12 protein-coding genes are annotated in these 13,568 nt (G+C 70.1%); 9 read left to right on the top strand and 3 right to left on the bottom strand.

Features of this window, described 5'->3' with window-relative positions; genetic code table 11:
• Positions 1–57 precede the first annotated feature (57 nt).
• From BT264_RS25370 to BT264_RS25340, 7 genes are all read left to right on the top strand, one after another.
• A complete protein-coding gene (locus BT264_RS25370) occupies positions 58–1,014 on the top strand; it encodes a sugar kinase (RefSeq protein WP_072442803.1) in 957 nt (318 codons plus the stop codon).
• Positions 1,002–2,363, top strand: a complete 1,362-nt coding sequence (locus BT264_RS25365; protein WP_072442805.1) for a D-tagatose-bisphosphate aldolase, class II, non-catalytic subunit — start codon at positions 1,002–1,004, stop codon at positions 2,361–2,363. The genes BT264_RS25370 and BT264_RS25365 overlap by 13 nt, the downstream gene beginning before the upstream one ends.
• A 58-nt stretch (positions 2,364–2,421) precedes the next feature.
• A complete protein-coding gene (locus BT264_RS25360) occupies positions 2,422–3,747 on the top strand; it encodes an ABC transporter substrate-binding protein (RefSeq protein WP_072442807.1) in 1,326 nt (441 codons plus the stop codon).
• Between the two features lie 114 nt (positions 3,748–3,861).
• Complete coding sequence (locus BT264_RS25355) at positions 3,862–4,809, top strand: carbohydrate ABC transporter permease (RefSeq protein WP_072442809.1); 948 nt, start codon at positions 3,862–3,864, stop codon at positions 4,807–4,809.
• A complete protein-coding gene (locus tag BT264_RS25350; protein ID WP_072442811.1) occupies positions 4,806–5,657 on the top strand; it encodes a carbohydrate ABC transporter permease in 852 nt (283 codons plus the stop codon). The genes BT264_RS25355 and BT264_RS25350 overlap by 4 nt, the downstream gene beginning before the upstream one ends.
• The gene (locus tag BT264_RS25345) at positions 5,654–6,352 is read left to right on the top strand and encodes an HAD family hydrolase (RefSeq protein WP_072442813.1); all 699 of its coding nucleotides are present in this window, start codon (positions 5,654–5,656) and stop codon (positions 6,350–6,352) included. The genes BT264_RS25350 and BT264_RS25345 overlap by 4 nt, the downstream gene beginning before the upstream one ends.
• Positions 6,353–6,407: 55 nt before the next feature.
• Positions 6,408–7,517: an ABC transporter ATP-binding protein gene (locus tag BT264_RS25340; RefSeq protein ID WP_072442815.1), complete on the top strand. Its 1,110-nt coding sequence runs from the start codon at positions 6,408–6,410 to the stop codon at positions 7,515–7,517.
• Between the two features lie 13 nt (positions 7,518–7,530).
• On the opposite strand, the gene BT264_RS25335 is transcribed toward BT264_RS25340, so the two are convergent.
• The gene (locus BT264_RS25335; protein WP_072442817.1) at positions 7,531–8,415 is read right to left on the bottom strand and encodes a LysR family transcriptional regulator; all 885 of its coding nucleotides are present in this window, start codon (positions 8,413–8,415) and stop codon (positions 7,531–7,533) included.
• 114 nt (positions 8,416–8,529) lie between these two features.
• Between BT264_RS25335 and BT264_RS25330 the strand changes: the two genes are divergently transcribed.
• Positions 8,530–9,726 carry a serine hydrolase domain-containing protein gene (locus BT264_RS25330; RefSeq protein ID WP_072442819.1) on the top strand — a complete coding sequence of 399 codons (1,197 nt, stop codon included), beginning with the start codon at positions 8,530–8,532 and terminating at the stop codon, positions 9,724–9,726.
• Positions 9,723–10,940, top strand: a complete 1,218-nt coding sequence (locus BT264_RS25325; protein ID WP_072442821.1) for an MFS transporter — start codon at positions 9,723–9,725, stop codon at positions 10,938–10,940. The genes BT264_RS25330 and BT264_RS25325 overlap by 4 nt, the downstream gene beginning before the upstream one ends.
• A 16-nt stretch (positions 10,941–10,956) precedes the next feature.
• Here BT264_RS25325 and BT264_RS25320 read toward each other — a convergent pair whose 3' ends face one another.
• A complete protein-coding gene (locus BT264_RS25320; protein ID WP_072442822.1) occupies positions 10,957–11,913 on the bottom strand; it encodes a sugar-binding transcriptional regulator in 957 nt (318 codons plus the stop codon).
• A gap of 124 nt (positions 11,914–12,037) precedes the next feature.
• Positions 12,038–13,519: a xylulokinase gene (gene xylB, locus BT264_RS25315; RefSeq protein WP_072442824.1), complete on the bottom strand. Its 1,482-nt coding sequence runs from the start codon at positions 13,517–13,519 to the stop codon at positions 12,038–12,040.
• Between the last annotated feature and the right edge of the window lie 49 nt (positions 13,520–13,568).

Below are 13,568 nucleotides of genomic sequence, written 5' to 3'. Positions count from 1 at the left end.
CGACGACGCGGCAATGCCGCACGCCGCGGCCGCCTTCGGACGAGGAGGGCACGCCTGATGGCCGCGATCGTCGTCGCCGGCGAACTGCTCGCCGAATTCGTCGCCGCCGAGCGCGGCCAGGGTTTCGATACACCGGGCCTGTTCGCCGGACCGTTTCCGAGCGGCGCGCCCGCGATCTTTGCCGATCAGGCCGCACGGCTCGGCGCGCGCGTCGCGTATGCGGGCTGCGTCGGCCGCGACGCGTTCGGCGACGCGATCGTCGCGCGGCTCGAACGCGACGGTGTCGATGTCGCGCGCATCCGCCGCGTCGCGCGCCCGACCGGCACCGCGTTCGTCGCGTATTGCGACGACGGTTCGCGCAGCTTCGTCTTCAGTCTTTCCACCAGCGCGGCCGCGTGTGTCGATGCATCCGACGTCGATACGGCGATGTTCGACGGCTGCCGCTACTTCCACGTGATGGGCTCGTCGCTGACGAGCGAATCGGCGATCGCGGCGGTCCAGCGCGGCGTGATCGAGGCCGTGCGCGCCGGCGCGAAGGTATCGTTCGATCCGAACGTGCGCCCCGAGATGCTGAGCTTCCGCCCGATGCGCGCGGCGCTCGACGAGATGCTCGCCGCCTGCCACCTGTTCCTGCCGAGCGAAGCCGACCTGCCGTTCTTCTGCGGGCCGCAGCCGGCCGAGCGCGCGATTGCGGGCCTGCTCGCGACGCATCCGCTGCTCGAGCGCGTCGTGCTGAAGCGCGGCGCCGCGGGCAGCGTCGCGTTCGACCGCGCGAGCCGTGCCGAAGCGCCGGCGTTTCCGGTCGACGAAATCGACCCGACCGGCGCCGGCGACTGCTTCGGCGGCACGCTGGTCGCGAGCCTTGTCGCGGGCGTGCCGATCGAGGTCGCGCTGCGCCGCGCGAACGCGGCAGGCGCGATCGCGGTCACGCGGCGCGGCCCGATGGAAGGCAACAGCAGCGCGGCCGAGATCGACCGCTTCCTGACCGAACGAGGTGTGGCATGCCCGGCCTGACGACCGTCGCGGAACGCCCGCGCACCGCGCATGCAGGCGCGGTGCTGCGGATGATCTTCGACGCGAACCGCGCGGACGCGCAGCGCGGCATCTATTCGATCTGCAGCGCGCACCGGCTGGTGCTGGAGGCCGCGTGCGAAGCCGCGCGCGCGGACGGCTCGCCGCTTTTGATCGAGGCGACCTGCAACCAGGTGAATCATCTCGGCGGCTATACGGGCATGACGCCCGCCGATTTCCGCCGCGACGTCGATGCGATCGCCGCGCGCTGCGGGCTCGCGCCGTCGGCGCTCGTGCTCGGCGGCGACCATCTCGGCCCGAACCCGTGGCGGCATCGTCGCGCGGCCGACGCGATGCGCGAGGCCGGCGCGATGGTCGCCGCGTATGTCGAAGCCGGTTTCGAAAAGATCCACCTCGATGCGAGCATGGCGTGCGCGGACGATCCGGCGCGGCTCGACGACCGCACGATCGCCGCGCGCGCGGCCGAGCTGTGCCGCGTGGCGGAGCACGCGGCGGCGCGCGCCGGTGTCGCGCCCGTCTACGTGATCGGCACCGAGGTGCCGACGCCGGGCGGCGAAGTCAGCGGCAATCCGGGCGATGCGAACGGCGCGGCGATCGCGCGGATCTCGGTCACGCGCAGCGACAGCATCGCGGCGACGCTCGACGCGCACCGCAGCGCATTCGCGGCGGCCGGGCTCGACGACGCGTGGACGCGCGTCGTCGCGATCGTCGCGCAGCCGGGTGTCGACTTCGACGATCGCCACGTGCTCGACTACGACAGTGCCAAGGCAGCGTCACTCGGCGCGAGTATCCTGCATACACCGCGCCTCGTGTTCGAGGCGCATTCGACCGATTACCAGACCGAGGGCGCGCTCGCCGCGCTCGTGCGCGACCACTTCGCGGTGCTGAAGGTCGGCCCCGCGCTGACGTTCGCGCTGCGCGAGGCGCTGTTCGCATTGACGTTCATCGAGGATGCGCTGATCGACGACGTCGCGCAGCGCTCGCGGTTGCGCGACGTCGTTGATGCCGCGATGCGCGCGCAGCCCGAGCACTGGGCGCCGTACTACCGCGGCGACGAAACCGAGCAGCGGCTCGCGCGGCAGTTCAGCTACAGCGACCGGATTCGCTACTACTGGCTGCAGCCGGCCGTCGCGGCCGCGGTCGAGCAGCTGTTCGGCAATCTCGCGCGGCAGCCGGTGCCCGAGACGCTCGTCGCGCAGTGGCTGCCGGATGTCTACGCGGCGTGCCGCGCGGGCGGGCTCGCGAAGGAGCCGCGCGCGTGGGTGCGCCACCGGATACGCGACGTGATCGCGCACTATGCGCGCGCGTGCGGAATGCAGCGGCCGGCGTGACGGGCCGCGAAGGAAACGCAAGACCGACGACACATCGAACAATCACAGGAGACATGCCATGCAACGAAAGATGCTCGACGCCGCCGCACGCTGCTTCGCCGGAGCCGCGCTCGCGACGGCCGCCTGCGCCGCGTCCGCCGGCACGCTGACGATCGCGACGCTGAACAACCCCGACATGATCGAGCTGAAGAAGCTGTCGCCGGCATTCGAGAAGGCGAACCCCGACATCAAGCTGAACTGGGTGATCCTCGAGGAAAACGTGCTGCGCCAGCGCGCGACGACCGACATCACGACCGGCAGCGGCCAGTTCGACGTGATGGCGATCGGCACCTACGAGACGCCGCAATGGGGCAAGCGCGGCTGGCTCGCGCCGATCACGGGCCTGCCCGCCGACTACGACCTGAACGACATCGTGAAGACCGCGCGCGACAGCCTGTCGTACAACGGCCAGCTCTATGCGCTGCCGTTCTACGTCGAAAGCTCGATGACGTTCTACCGCAAGGACCTGTTCGCGGCGAAGGGGCTGAAGATGCCCGACCAGCCGACCTACGACCAGATCGCCGAGTTCGCGGACAAGCTCACCGACAAGTCGAAGGGCACCTACGGGATCTGCCTGCGCGGCAAGGCCGGCTGGGGCGAGAACATGGCGTTCGTGTCGACGGTCGTGAACACGTTCGGCGGGCGCTGGTTCGACGAGAACTGGAACGCGCAGCTCACGTCGCCCGAATGGAAGAAGGCGATCACGTTCTACGTGAACCTGCTGAAGAAGGACGGCCCGCCGGGAGCGAGCTCGAACGGCTTCAACGAGAACCTGACGCTGACCGCGTCGGGCAAGTGCGCGATGTGGATCGACGCGACGGTCGCGGCCGGGATGCTCTATAACAAGCAGCAGTCGCAGGTGGCCGACAAGATCGGCTTCGCGGCCGCGCCGGTCGCCGCCACGCCGAAGGGCTCGCACTGGCTGTGGGCGTGGGCGCTGGCCGTGCCGAAGACGTCGAAGCAGCAGGACGCCGCGCGCAAGTTCATCGCGTGGGCGACGTCGAAGCAGTACATCGAGATGGTCGGCAAGGACGAGGGCTGGGCGTCGGTGCCGCCGGGCACGCGCGCGTCAACCTATCAGCGCCCCGAGTACAAGGCCGCCGCGCCGTTCTCGGACTTCGTGCTGAAGGCGATCGAGACGGCCGACCCGAACGATCCGTCGCTGAAGAAGGTGCCGTACACGGGCGTGCAGTACGTCGGGATTCCTGAATTCCAGTCGTTCGGCACGGTGGTTGGCCAGTCGATCGCGGGCGCGGTTGCAGGGCAGATGACGGTCGACCAGGCGCTCGCCGCCGGGCAGTCCGCTGCCGACCGCGCGGTGCGGCAGGCCGGCTACAAGAAGTAACGCGCAAGCAGTCGCGTGGCCCGCGCCGTGCGCCGTCGCGCGAGGTGCGGGCCGGCGAAGCCGAAAGGCGGGCACGCCGTTTGCGCCCGCGCATCAACCGGAGGGACCCCGATCATGCGTCACCTGCGTCTTCCCCTGAGCCACGCGCCGTCGGTCGGCGACGCGTCGTTGCCGCCAGGCGCGCCGCGCCGCGCGCGCGGCGGCGCGAGCTGGCTCGTGTCGCCGTCCGTCGCGGTGCTGCTGCTGTGGATGTCGATTCCGCTCGCGATGACGATCTGGTATTCGTTCTCGCGCTACAACCTGCTGAACCCGGACGTGAAGGGTTTCGCGGGGCTCGACAACTACCGCTTCCTCGCGACCGATCCGTCGTTCCTGCCGGCGATCTGGCACACGCTCGTGCTGATCGGCGCGGTGCTCGCGATCACGGTGGTCGGCGGCGTGCTGATGGCCGTGCTGTTCGACCGCAAGTTCTACGGGCAGGGCATCGCGCGGCTGCTCGCGATCGCGCCGTTCTTCGTGATGCCGACGGTATCCGCGCTGATCTGGAAGAACATGATCCTGCACCCGGTGTACGGGCTCGTCGCGAACGCGATGCGCGCGTTCGGGATGACGCCGATCGACTGGTTCGCCGATTACCCGCTCACCGCCGTGATCATCATCGTCGCATGGCAATGGCTGCCGTTCGCGTTCCTGATCCTGTTCACCGCGATCCAGTCGCTCGACCAGGAACAGAAGGAAGCCGCGCGCATCGACGGCGCGGGCCCGATCGCGATGTTCTTCTACATCACGCTGCCGCACCTGAAGCGCGCGATCGCCGTGGTCGTGATGATGGAGACGATTTTCCTGCTGTCGATCTTCGCGGAGATCTACACGACGACCGGCGGCGGCCCCGGCGACGCGACCACCAACCTGTCTTACCTGATCTACGCGCTCGGCCTGCAGCAGTTCGACGTCGGCCTCGCGTCCGCGGGCGGCATCATCGCCGTCGTGGTCGCGAACGTCGTGTCGTTCTTCCTCGTGCGGATGCTTGCGCGCAACCTGAAGGGGGAGTACGAGAAATGAGCGACCTGACCTTCGAAGGCCGGCGCGCGCCGGCCGTGTTCGACCTCGTGCGGCGCGCAATGCCCGGCGTGCTCGCGTGGCTGATCGCGCTGCTGCTGTTCTTCCCGATCTTCTGGATGGCGATCACCGCGTTCAAGACCGAGCAGCAGGCATACGCATCGTCGCTGTTCTTCATGCCGACGCTCGACAGCTTCCGCGAGGTGTTCGCGCGCAGCAACTACTTCTCGTTCGCGTGGAATTCGGTGCTGATCTCGGCGGGCGTCACGGTGATCTCGCTGCTGTTCGCGGTGCCGGCCGCCTATGCGATGGCGTTCTTCCCGAGCCGCCGCACGCAGAAAGTGCTGCTGTGGATGCTGTCGACGAAGATGATGCCGTCGGTCGGCGTGCTCGTGCCGATCTACCTGCTGTGGAAGAACGCGGGGCTGCTCGACACGGTGTCGGGCCTCGTGATCGTCTACACGCTGATCAACCTGCCGATCGCGGTGTGGATGACCTTCACGTACTTCAACGAGATCCCGAAGGACATCCTGGAGGCCGGTCGCATCGACGGCGCGTCGACGTGGCAGGAGATCGTCTACCTGCTGATGCCGATGGCGTTGCCGGGGCTTGCGTCGACCGCGCTGCTGCTCGTGATCCTGTCGTGGAACGAGGCGTTCTGGAGCATCAACCTGTCGAGCTCGAACGCGGCGCCGCTGACCGTGTTCATCGCGTCGTACTCGAGCCCCGAGGGGCTGTTCTGGGCGAAGCTGTCCGCGGCGTCGCTGCTCGCGGTCGCGCCGATCCTGATCGTCGGCTGGCTGTCGCAGAAGCAGCTCGTGCGCGGGCTCACGTTCGGAGCGGTCAAGTGAGCGCGGCCGGCGAACGTGCGAACGTGCTGATCTGCGATTGCGACGGCGTGCTGATCGACAGCGAGGCCGTCGCCGCCGACGTGATCGTGCGCGAACTCGACATGCGCTGGCCGGGCGTCGAAGCGCGTCCGGCCGTGATGCCGCTGCTCGGGCTGCGCATCGAGCGCGTGCTGGCGGGTGCGGGCGACGCCGTCGGACGCACGCTGTCGGCCGACGACGTCGACGCGATCCGCCGCGCGGTCGAGGCGGCCGCCGTCAATGCGCCGATGGTCGAAGGCATCGACGCGGCGCTCGGCGCGATTCAGTTGACGACGGCCTGCGCGAGCAACAGCTACCGCGCATACGTCGAGGCGGCGCTTGCGCGCACGGGCCTCGCGCGCTTCTTCGGCGAACGGCTGTTCTGCGCGGATTCGGTCGCGCGGCCGAAGCCGGCGCCGGACGTGTATCTCGCGGCCGCGCGCACGCTCGGCGTCGCGCCCGCGCAGTGCCTCGTCGTCGAGGACAGCGTGACCGGTATCACCGCGGCGGCCGCGGCCGGCATGACCGTGCTCGGCTTCGTCGGCGGCGGGCATGCGTCGGCCGCGCAGATCGATGCGCTGCGCGGCATCGGCGCGCGTCACGTATTCGACGACATGCACGAGCTGCCCGGCTACGTCGCGCGCTGGCAGGCGACGGGCGCGGTGCTGCCGAACTAGCAACGATTGCGCGCCGCGTACCACGCGGCGCATCACGAACGAACGGAGACAGATCATGGCAAGCGTGCTCCTGCGCAATATCGCGAAGCGCTACGACGAAACCGAAGTGCTGCGCAACGTGAACCTCGACATCGCCGACGGCGAATTTGTCGTGTTCGTCGGCCCGAGCGGCTGCGGCAAATCCACGCTGATGCGGATGATCGCGGGCCTCGAGGATATTTCGAGCGGCGACCTGCTGATCGACGGCGCGAAGGTCAACGACGTGCCGAGCGCGAAGCGCGGCATCGCGATGGTGTTCCAGTCGTATGCGCTGTACCCGCACATGACGCTGTACGACAACATGGCGTTCGGCCTCAAGCTCGCGGGCGCGAAGAAGCCGGAGATCGACCAGGCCGTGAAGCAGGCCGCGAAGATCCTGCACATCGATCATCTGCTCGATCGCAAGCCGAAGCAGCTGTCGGGCGGCCAGCGGCAGCGCGTCGCGATCGGCCGCGCGATTACGCGCAAGCCGAAGGTGTTCCTGTTCGACGAGCCGCTGTCGAACCTCGACGCTGCGCTGCGCGTGAAGATGCGGCTGGAGTTCGCGCGGCTGCACGACGAACTGAAGACGACGATGATCTACGTGACGCACGACCAGGTCGAGGCGATGACGCTCGCCGACAAGATCGTCGTGCTGTCGGGCGGCGCGGTGCAGCAGGTCGGCACGCCGAACGCGCTGTATCACGCGCCGGCGAACCAGTTCGTCGCGGGCTTCATCGGCTCGCCGAAGATGAACTTCCTGAAGGGTGCGGTCGAATCGGTCGACGCGGGCGGTGTGCTCGTGCGCTTCGACAGCGGCGAGACGCAGTACGTCGCGGTCGAAGCGGCCGGGCTGCAGCGTGGCGCCGCGGTGACGGTCGGCGTGCGGCCCGAGCATCTGCTGGTGGGCACGGCGGCTGCGGGCGTCGCCGCGCGCACGATGGCCGTCGAGTCGCTCGGCGATGCCGCGTATCTGTACGCGGAGTCGGCGGTCGCGCCGGACGGGCTGATCGCGCGGATTCCGCCGCTCGACACGTATCGCACCGGCGAGGTGCTGCACGTGCACGCGCAGGCCGAGCACTGTCATCTGTTCGACGAGCACGGGCAGGCGTTTCGCCGGCTCGGCGTGCATGCGAAGGCCGCGTGACGGCCGCGATCGGTCAGAAGCGCAGGTTTGCGGCCATGAAGTCGACGAACGCGCGCAGCTTCGGCGTCGGATGGCGGCCCGACGGCCACAGCACGTAGATCGGCGTGCAACTCGCGACGTGTTCGTCGAGCACCGCGCACAGCGTGCCGTCGTCGAGCGCGTCGCGCACGAAGAACTCGGGCAGACACGCGATGCCGAGCCCGCGCAGCGTGAAGCGCAGGCGCGCTTCCGCGCTGTTGCTGACCATCGAGACGGGCACTTCGGGCGGCGTGCCAGAGCGCGGCACGCGCAGCGGCCAGGTTTCGAGCTTGCCGCTGCTCGGAAAGCGGTAGTGCAGGCAGCGGTGCAGCGCGAGATCGACCGGTGTGCGCGGCGTGCCGTGCCGGGCGAGGTAGTCGGGCGACGCGACGAGGTGCTGGCGGAAATGGCGGAGCAGCCGCGACGACAGCCGTGAATCCGACGGCCGGCCAGTGCGCAGCACCGCGTCGAACCCTTCCTCGACGACGTCGACGAGCCGGTCGCTGAAATCGATATCGAGTTCGATCTCCGGGTACTCGGCCATGAAATCGGCGAGCACCGGCAGCAGCAGCGTGCCGATCGTCGGCAGGCTCACGCGCAGGCGTCCGCGCGGTGCTTCGGCGCTGTGCGTCAGTTCCTGTTCGGCAGCTTCTATCTCGGCGATCACGCGCCGGCACCGTTCGAGAAACCGCGTGCCTTCGGCCGTCAGCGTGATGCTGCGCGTGCTGCGGTGAAACAGCCGCACGTTCAGGCGCGCCTCGAGCCGCGCGATGCGCTTGCCGATCGCCGACGCCGACAGCCCGAGCGCGCGGCCGGCCGCGACGAAACTGCGCGTTTCCGCGACCTGAACGAACACGACGAAACCGCCGAGATTTTCCATGCAAGTTCCCGATTGCGGACGCCAGCGTCCGGATTGTCCGGAACTCTAACCCGGTTTTTCTTCTTGCGTCGGCTCCCTACGATGAACGTTCGTTCACTGTCGAGAGGTCACGCCATGTCATCCCTGCCTGTCACCGTTTCCCGTGCCGAACCGAACGCCGCGCTGCGCCGCCGGCTCGACGACGCGCTCGATCGCGCGCTTGCCGACGAGCGCATCGTCGGCGCGGTCGTGCTGGTCGCGCGCGACGGCGAGCTGCGCCATGCGCGCGCCGTCGGGCTCACCGATCGCGAAGCCGGTACGCCGATGCGGGAAGACGTGCTGTTCCGGCTCGCGTCGGTCACGAAGCCGGTCGTGACGGCCGCCGCGATGCGGCTGGTCGCGGCGGGGCGCATCGCGCTCGACGAACCCGTCTCGCGCTGGTTGCCCGAATTCCACCCGGCGCTGCCCGACGGCGCACCCGCCGCGATTACGTTGCGTCATCTGCTGTCGCATACGGCCGGCCTCGGCTACCGCTTCCTCGAAGCCGACGGCGACGGCCCGTATGCGCGCGCAGGCGTGTCCGACGGGATGGATCGTTCGGGCATTTCGCTCGCGGAGAACGTGCGGCGCATCGCCGGCGTGCCGCTGCAGTTCGCGCCCGGCACGTCGTGGGGCTATTCGCTGGCGACCGACGTGGTTGGCGCGCTGATCGAGGCGGTCGACGGCCGGCCGCTCGCCGAGGCGGTGGCCGCGCTCGTCACGGAGCCGCTCGGGATGACCGACACCGCGTTCGTCGCGCACGACGCCGCGCGCGTCGCGACGCCTTACGTGAGCACGCCGGGCGCGCCGCGCCGGATGGCGGACACCGATCTCGTGCCGGTGTACGACGGCACGATCGGCATCCGCTTCGAGCCGGCGCGCGTGTTCGATCGCGACGCGTGGCCGTCGGGCGGCGCTGGGATGGTCGGCACCGCGCGCGATTGCGTGACGCTGCTCGACGCGCTGCGCACCGGCCGCGACGGCTGGCTCGAGCGCGCATGGATCGACGAGATGGCGCGCATCCAGCCGGGCGCGCACGAACTGCCGGATGCGCCGGGTTTCGGTTTCGGGCTCGGCTTTTCGGTGCTGCGCGATCCGGCGGCCGCGCAGTCGCCGGAGTCGGTCGGCACGTGGCGCTGGGGCGGCGCGTACGGGCATGCGTGGTTCGTCGACCGCGCGGCCGGGCTGACGGTCGTCGCGCTGACCAACACGCTGTACGAGGGCATGCACGGGCGCATCGTGACCGACGTGCGCGATGCGGTCTACGGCATCGATACCGGGAGCCGGGCATGAGCGACTGCACGACGATTGAGATTGACGATGAGGTTTCCGTCGGGCCCGCGCAGGCACGCGCTCGCCTGCCGATCGCGAACCTGCTGGCGCTCGCGACGGCCGCCTTCATCACGATCCTCACCGAGGCATTGCCGGCCGGCCTGTTGCCGCTGATGAGCGCCGACCTGCGCGTGCCCGACGCGCTGATCGGCCAGCTCGTGACCGTGTATGCGCTCGGCTCGATCGTTGCGGCGATTCCGCTCGTCGCCGCGACGCGCGCGATGCGCCGGCGCAGCCTGCTGCTTGCGGCGCTGGCCGGCTTCGTCGTGTCGAATGCGCTGACCGCCGCATCGCCGTACTACGCGCTTACGCTTGCCGCGCGCTTCGTCGCGGGCATGTCGGCCGGGTTGCTGTGGGCGCTGCTGGCCGGCTATGCGAGCCGGATGGTCGACGCGTCGCTGCGCGGCCGCGCGATTGCGGTCGCGATGCTCGGCGCGCCGGTCGCGATGTCGATCGGCATTCCGGCCGGCACCGCGCTGGGCGCAGCGCTCGGCTGGCGTGTCGCGTTCGCGTCGATCACGCTCGCGGCGCTCGCGCTGATCGGCTGGATCCGCTGGCGCGTGCCCGATTACCCGGGGCAGCAGGCCGGCGCGCGCGAACCGGTGCTCGGCGTGATGACGCTGCCCGGCATGCGGCCGGTGCTGACCGTGATGTTCGCGTACGTGCTCGCGCACAACATGCTGTACACGTACGTCGCGCCGTTTCTCGCGGGCGTGCGGATGGGTGCGCAGGTCGATGTGGTGCTGTTGGTGTTCGGCATCGCGTCGCTGGTCGGCATCGCGCTGACGGGCGCGTGGATCGGTGCCGCGCAACGGCGTCTTACGCTTGCCAGTATCGCGCTGTTCGCGCTCGCGGCGGCGATGCTCGGCGCCGGATCGGGGATGGCGATCGTCTATGCCGGCGTGGCGCTGTGGGGGCTCGCGTTCGGCGGCGCGCCGACGCTGTTCCAGACGGCTGCCGCGAACGCGGCGGGGGAGTCGGCCGACGTCGCGCAGTCGATGCTCGTGACGGTGTGGAATCTCGCGATCGCCGGCGGCGGCATCGCGGGCGGGATGCTGCTCGGCGCAACCGGCGCCGGTGCGATTCCGTGGGTGCTCGTCGCGCTGCTGGCGGCCGCGTGGATCGGCGCGTGGCGCGCGCGCCGGCATGCATTTCCGGCGCCGCGCGCGGCCTGAGCGTCCGGCTGCGGCGTCAGTCCGCCTTCGCGTCGAGCGCGGCGCGCGCGCAGGTTTCGTCGGTGACGAGCCCCGACAGCCAGCCGCCGCGCAGCGCGGCGATCACCGCGTCGCGTTTCTTCGGGCCGCCCGCGAACGCGATCGTCGGGCGCTTCGGCGGCGTGGCGAGCGACACGCTCGTCACGCGCGCGCTGGTCGACACGTCGATCAGCCTGCCGTGCGCGTCGATCGGCATGCCGAGCAGTTCGGCCACCGCGCCGAGCGCGGTCATCTCGTCGAGCTCCTGTTCGGTGATGAAGCCGTCGTCGTAGAGCGGGCAGTGCGGGCCGGTGTTGCCGATCCCGATGAACGCGACGTCGGCCTTGCCCGACAGCGCCTCGACGATCCGGTACAGCCGGTGGTTGCACCACTGCGCGCGTTCCGCGGCGCTGTCGGCGAACAGCGGCGCGGGCAGCAGGAAGTGCTTGCCGCCGGTTTTCTCCGAGATGTACTGCGCGACGTCGTAGCGGTTCGACGAACCGTCGGCCGCGATCGCGCCGACCATCGATACGAGCCGGTGCTGCGGTCGGTCGATCTGCGCGATCTGCGCGACGGCGGCCTTCAGCGTCCGGCCGCTGCTGACGGCGATCACCATCGGCCGCGTCTCGCCCAGGTAGCGCTCCATCACCTGCGCGCCGGCGACCGCGAGCTTGCGGTCGATCGCGTCGGGCGCATCGGCATCGACGGGTACGACTTCGCACATCGCGAGGCCGTAGCGTTTCGACAACTGCGCGCCGAGATCGAGGCAGTCGGCGAGCTGGTGGTCGACGCGCACGCGGATCAGGTTCTTCTCGACCGCGAACGCGACGAGGCGCTGCGCGACCGGGCGCGACACCTGCAGCTTTTCGGCGATTTCGTTCTGCGTGTCGCCCGCGACGTAATAGAGCCACGCGGCACGCGTGGCGAGATCGAGTTTTTCTGAGGACTTGGACACGATAGCGATTCGGTTCGGATCTGGGGGCCGCCCCGCGGGCCGGCCGGTGGGCCGCGCGACGGCATCCACTGTACCGCATGTGTTGCGCGCGGCCGACGGCCGGTGCGCGCCGTCGCGGCGGCGCTTACGCGAGCCGCGTGCGCGACGGTTCGTACAGCGGTCGCACGTGGCGGTACAGCGCGCGGAACGCGTCGAGGCGTTCGCGCAGCAACGCATGGCGGGCCGCGTCCGGCGCGTACTCGGCGCGCACCGGCGGCTTGGTCAGCACCGTCTGCGGATCGCCGCCGACGGCCAGCCAGCCGAGCCGAGCCGCGCCGAGCGCGGCGCCCGTTTCGCCGCCGCCGATCTGGCGCGTGCGCACGTTCAGCGCATCGGCGATCAGTTGCGCCCAGAACGCGCTGCGCGCGCCGCCGCCGATCAGCGACAGCTGGTCGGTTTCGACGCCGGCCGCATGCAGCGCGTCGAGGCCGTCGGCGAGGCCGAGCGTCACGCCTTCGAGCACTGCGTAGCCGAGATGCGCGCGTTCGGTCGCGTGCGTCATCCCGAAAAACACGCCCTGCGCATACGGATCGTTGTGCGGCGTGCGTTCGCCGGACAGGTAGGGCAGGAACAGCGGCGCCGTCGCAAGCGCGTCGGCGTCGAGCGCCTCGACTTCGGCGAGCAGCGCGGGCTCGTCGGTGCCCGTCAGCTTGCAGACCCAGCGCAGGCAGCTCGCGGCCGACAGCACGACGCTCATCAATTGCCAGCGATCGGGAATCGCATGGCAGAACGCATGCACGGCCGACGCGGGATTCGGCATGAAGCGGTCGCCGACCACGCTCAGCACGCCCGACGTGCCGAGCGACACGAAGCCGTCGCCCGCGTGGATCGCGCCGATGCCGAGTGCGCTCGTCGCATTGTCGCCGCCGCCGCCCGCCACCACGACGGCCTCCGACAGCCCGAGCTCGCGCGCGACATCGGCGCGCAGCGTGCCGGACGGCGCATTGCCCTCGACGATGCGCGGCATCTGGTCGCGCGTCATCCCGCACGCGGCGAGCAGCGCGTCGGACCAGTCGCGGCGCGCGACGTCGAGCCACAGCGTGCCGGCCGCGTCCGACGGGTCGGACACCTTCGCGCCGGTCAGCCGGAACCGCAGGTAGTCCTTCGGCATCAGCACGCATGCGGTCGCCGCGAACACGTCGGGTTCGTGCTTCGCGACCCACAGCAGTTTCGGCGCGGTGAAACCCGGCATCGCGAGATTGCCGGCGAGGGCGTGGAGATCGGGCGCGCGTTCGGTGAGCAGCGCGCATTCGTCGGCGCTGCGCATGTCGTTCCACAGGATCGCGGGGCGCAGCACGCGGTCGTCGCGGCCGAGCAGCACGGCGCCGTGCATCTGGCCCGACAGGCCGATGCCGCGCACCTGCGCGAACGCGTGCGGATGCCGTTCGCGCAGCGCCGCGAGCGCGGCGAGCGTGCCTTGCCACCAGTCGTCCGGATGCTGTTCGGCCCAGCGCGGATGCGGCCGCGACACGGTGAACGGCGAGCCGGCGGTGCCGACGACCGCACCGTCCGGGGCGAGCAGCAGCACCTTCACTTCCGAGGTGCCGAGGTCGATGCCGAGATACATGAGCGATCCGTTCCGTCAGAGAGGAGCCGCTACTTTAGCCGTGCCGCAC

It is taken from the genome of Burkholderia sp. NFPP32 (assembly GCF_900119325.1).
GTDB lineage: Bacteria > Pseudomonadota > Gammaproteobacteria > Burkholderiales > Burkholderiaceae > Burkholderia > Burkholderia pyrrocinia_C.
The sequence above is the reverse complement of the archived record's forward strand: the minus strand, read 5'-3'. Positions and strand labels throughout refer to the sequence as shown.

Excerpts from the sequence above, each read along its gene's own strand:
- BT264_RS25360 (WP_072442807.1), top strand. The coding sequence starts at position 2,422 with ATGCAACGAAAGATGCTCGACGCCGCCGCACGCTGCTTCGCCGGAGCC.
- BT264_RS25355 (WP_072442809.1), top strand. The coding sequence starts at position 3,862 with ATGCGTCACCTGCGTCTTCCCCTGAGCCACGCGCCGTCGGTCGGCGAC.
- xylB (WP_072442824.1), bottom strand. The coding sequence starts at position 13,519 with ATGTATCTCGGCATCGACCTCGGCACCTCGGAAGTGAAGGTGCTGCTG.
- BT264_RS25340 (WP_072442815.1), top strand. The coding sequence starts at position 6,408 with ATGGCAAGCGTGCTCCTGCGCAATATCGCGAAGCGCTACGACGAAACC.
- BT264_RS25330 (WP_072442819.1), top strand. The coding sequence starts at position 8,530 with ATGTCATCCCTGCCTGTCACCGTTTCCCGTGCCGAACCGAACGCCGCG.
- BT264_RS25365 (WP_072442805.1), top strand. The coding sequence starts at position 1,002 with ATGCCCGGCCTGACGACCGTCGCGGAACGCCCGCGCACCGCGCATGCA.
- BT264_RS25325 (WP_072442821.1), top strand. The coding sequence starts at position 9,723 with ATGAGCGACTGCACGACGATTGAGATTGACGATGAGGTTTCCGTCGGG.
- BT264_RS25335 (WP_072442817.1), bottom strand. The coding sequence starts at position 8,415 with ATGGAAAATCTCGGCGGTTTCGTCGTGTTCGTTCAGGTCGCGGAAACG.
- BT264_RS25370 (WP_072442803.1), top strand. The coding sequence starts at position 58 with ATGGCCGCGATCGTCGTCGCCGGCGAACTGCTCGCCGAATTCGTCGCC.
- BT264_RS25350 (WP_072442811.1), top strand. The coding sequence starts at position 4,806 with ATGAGCGACCTGACCTTCGAAGGCCGGCGCGCGCCGGCCGTGTTCGAC.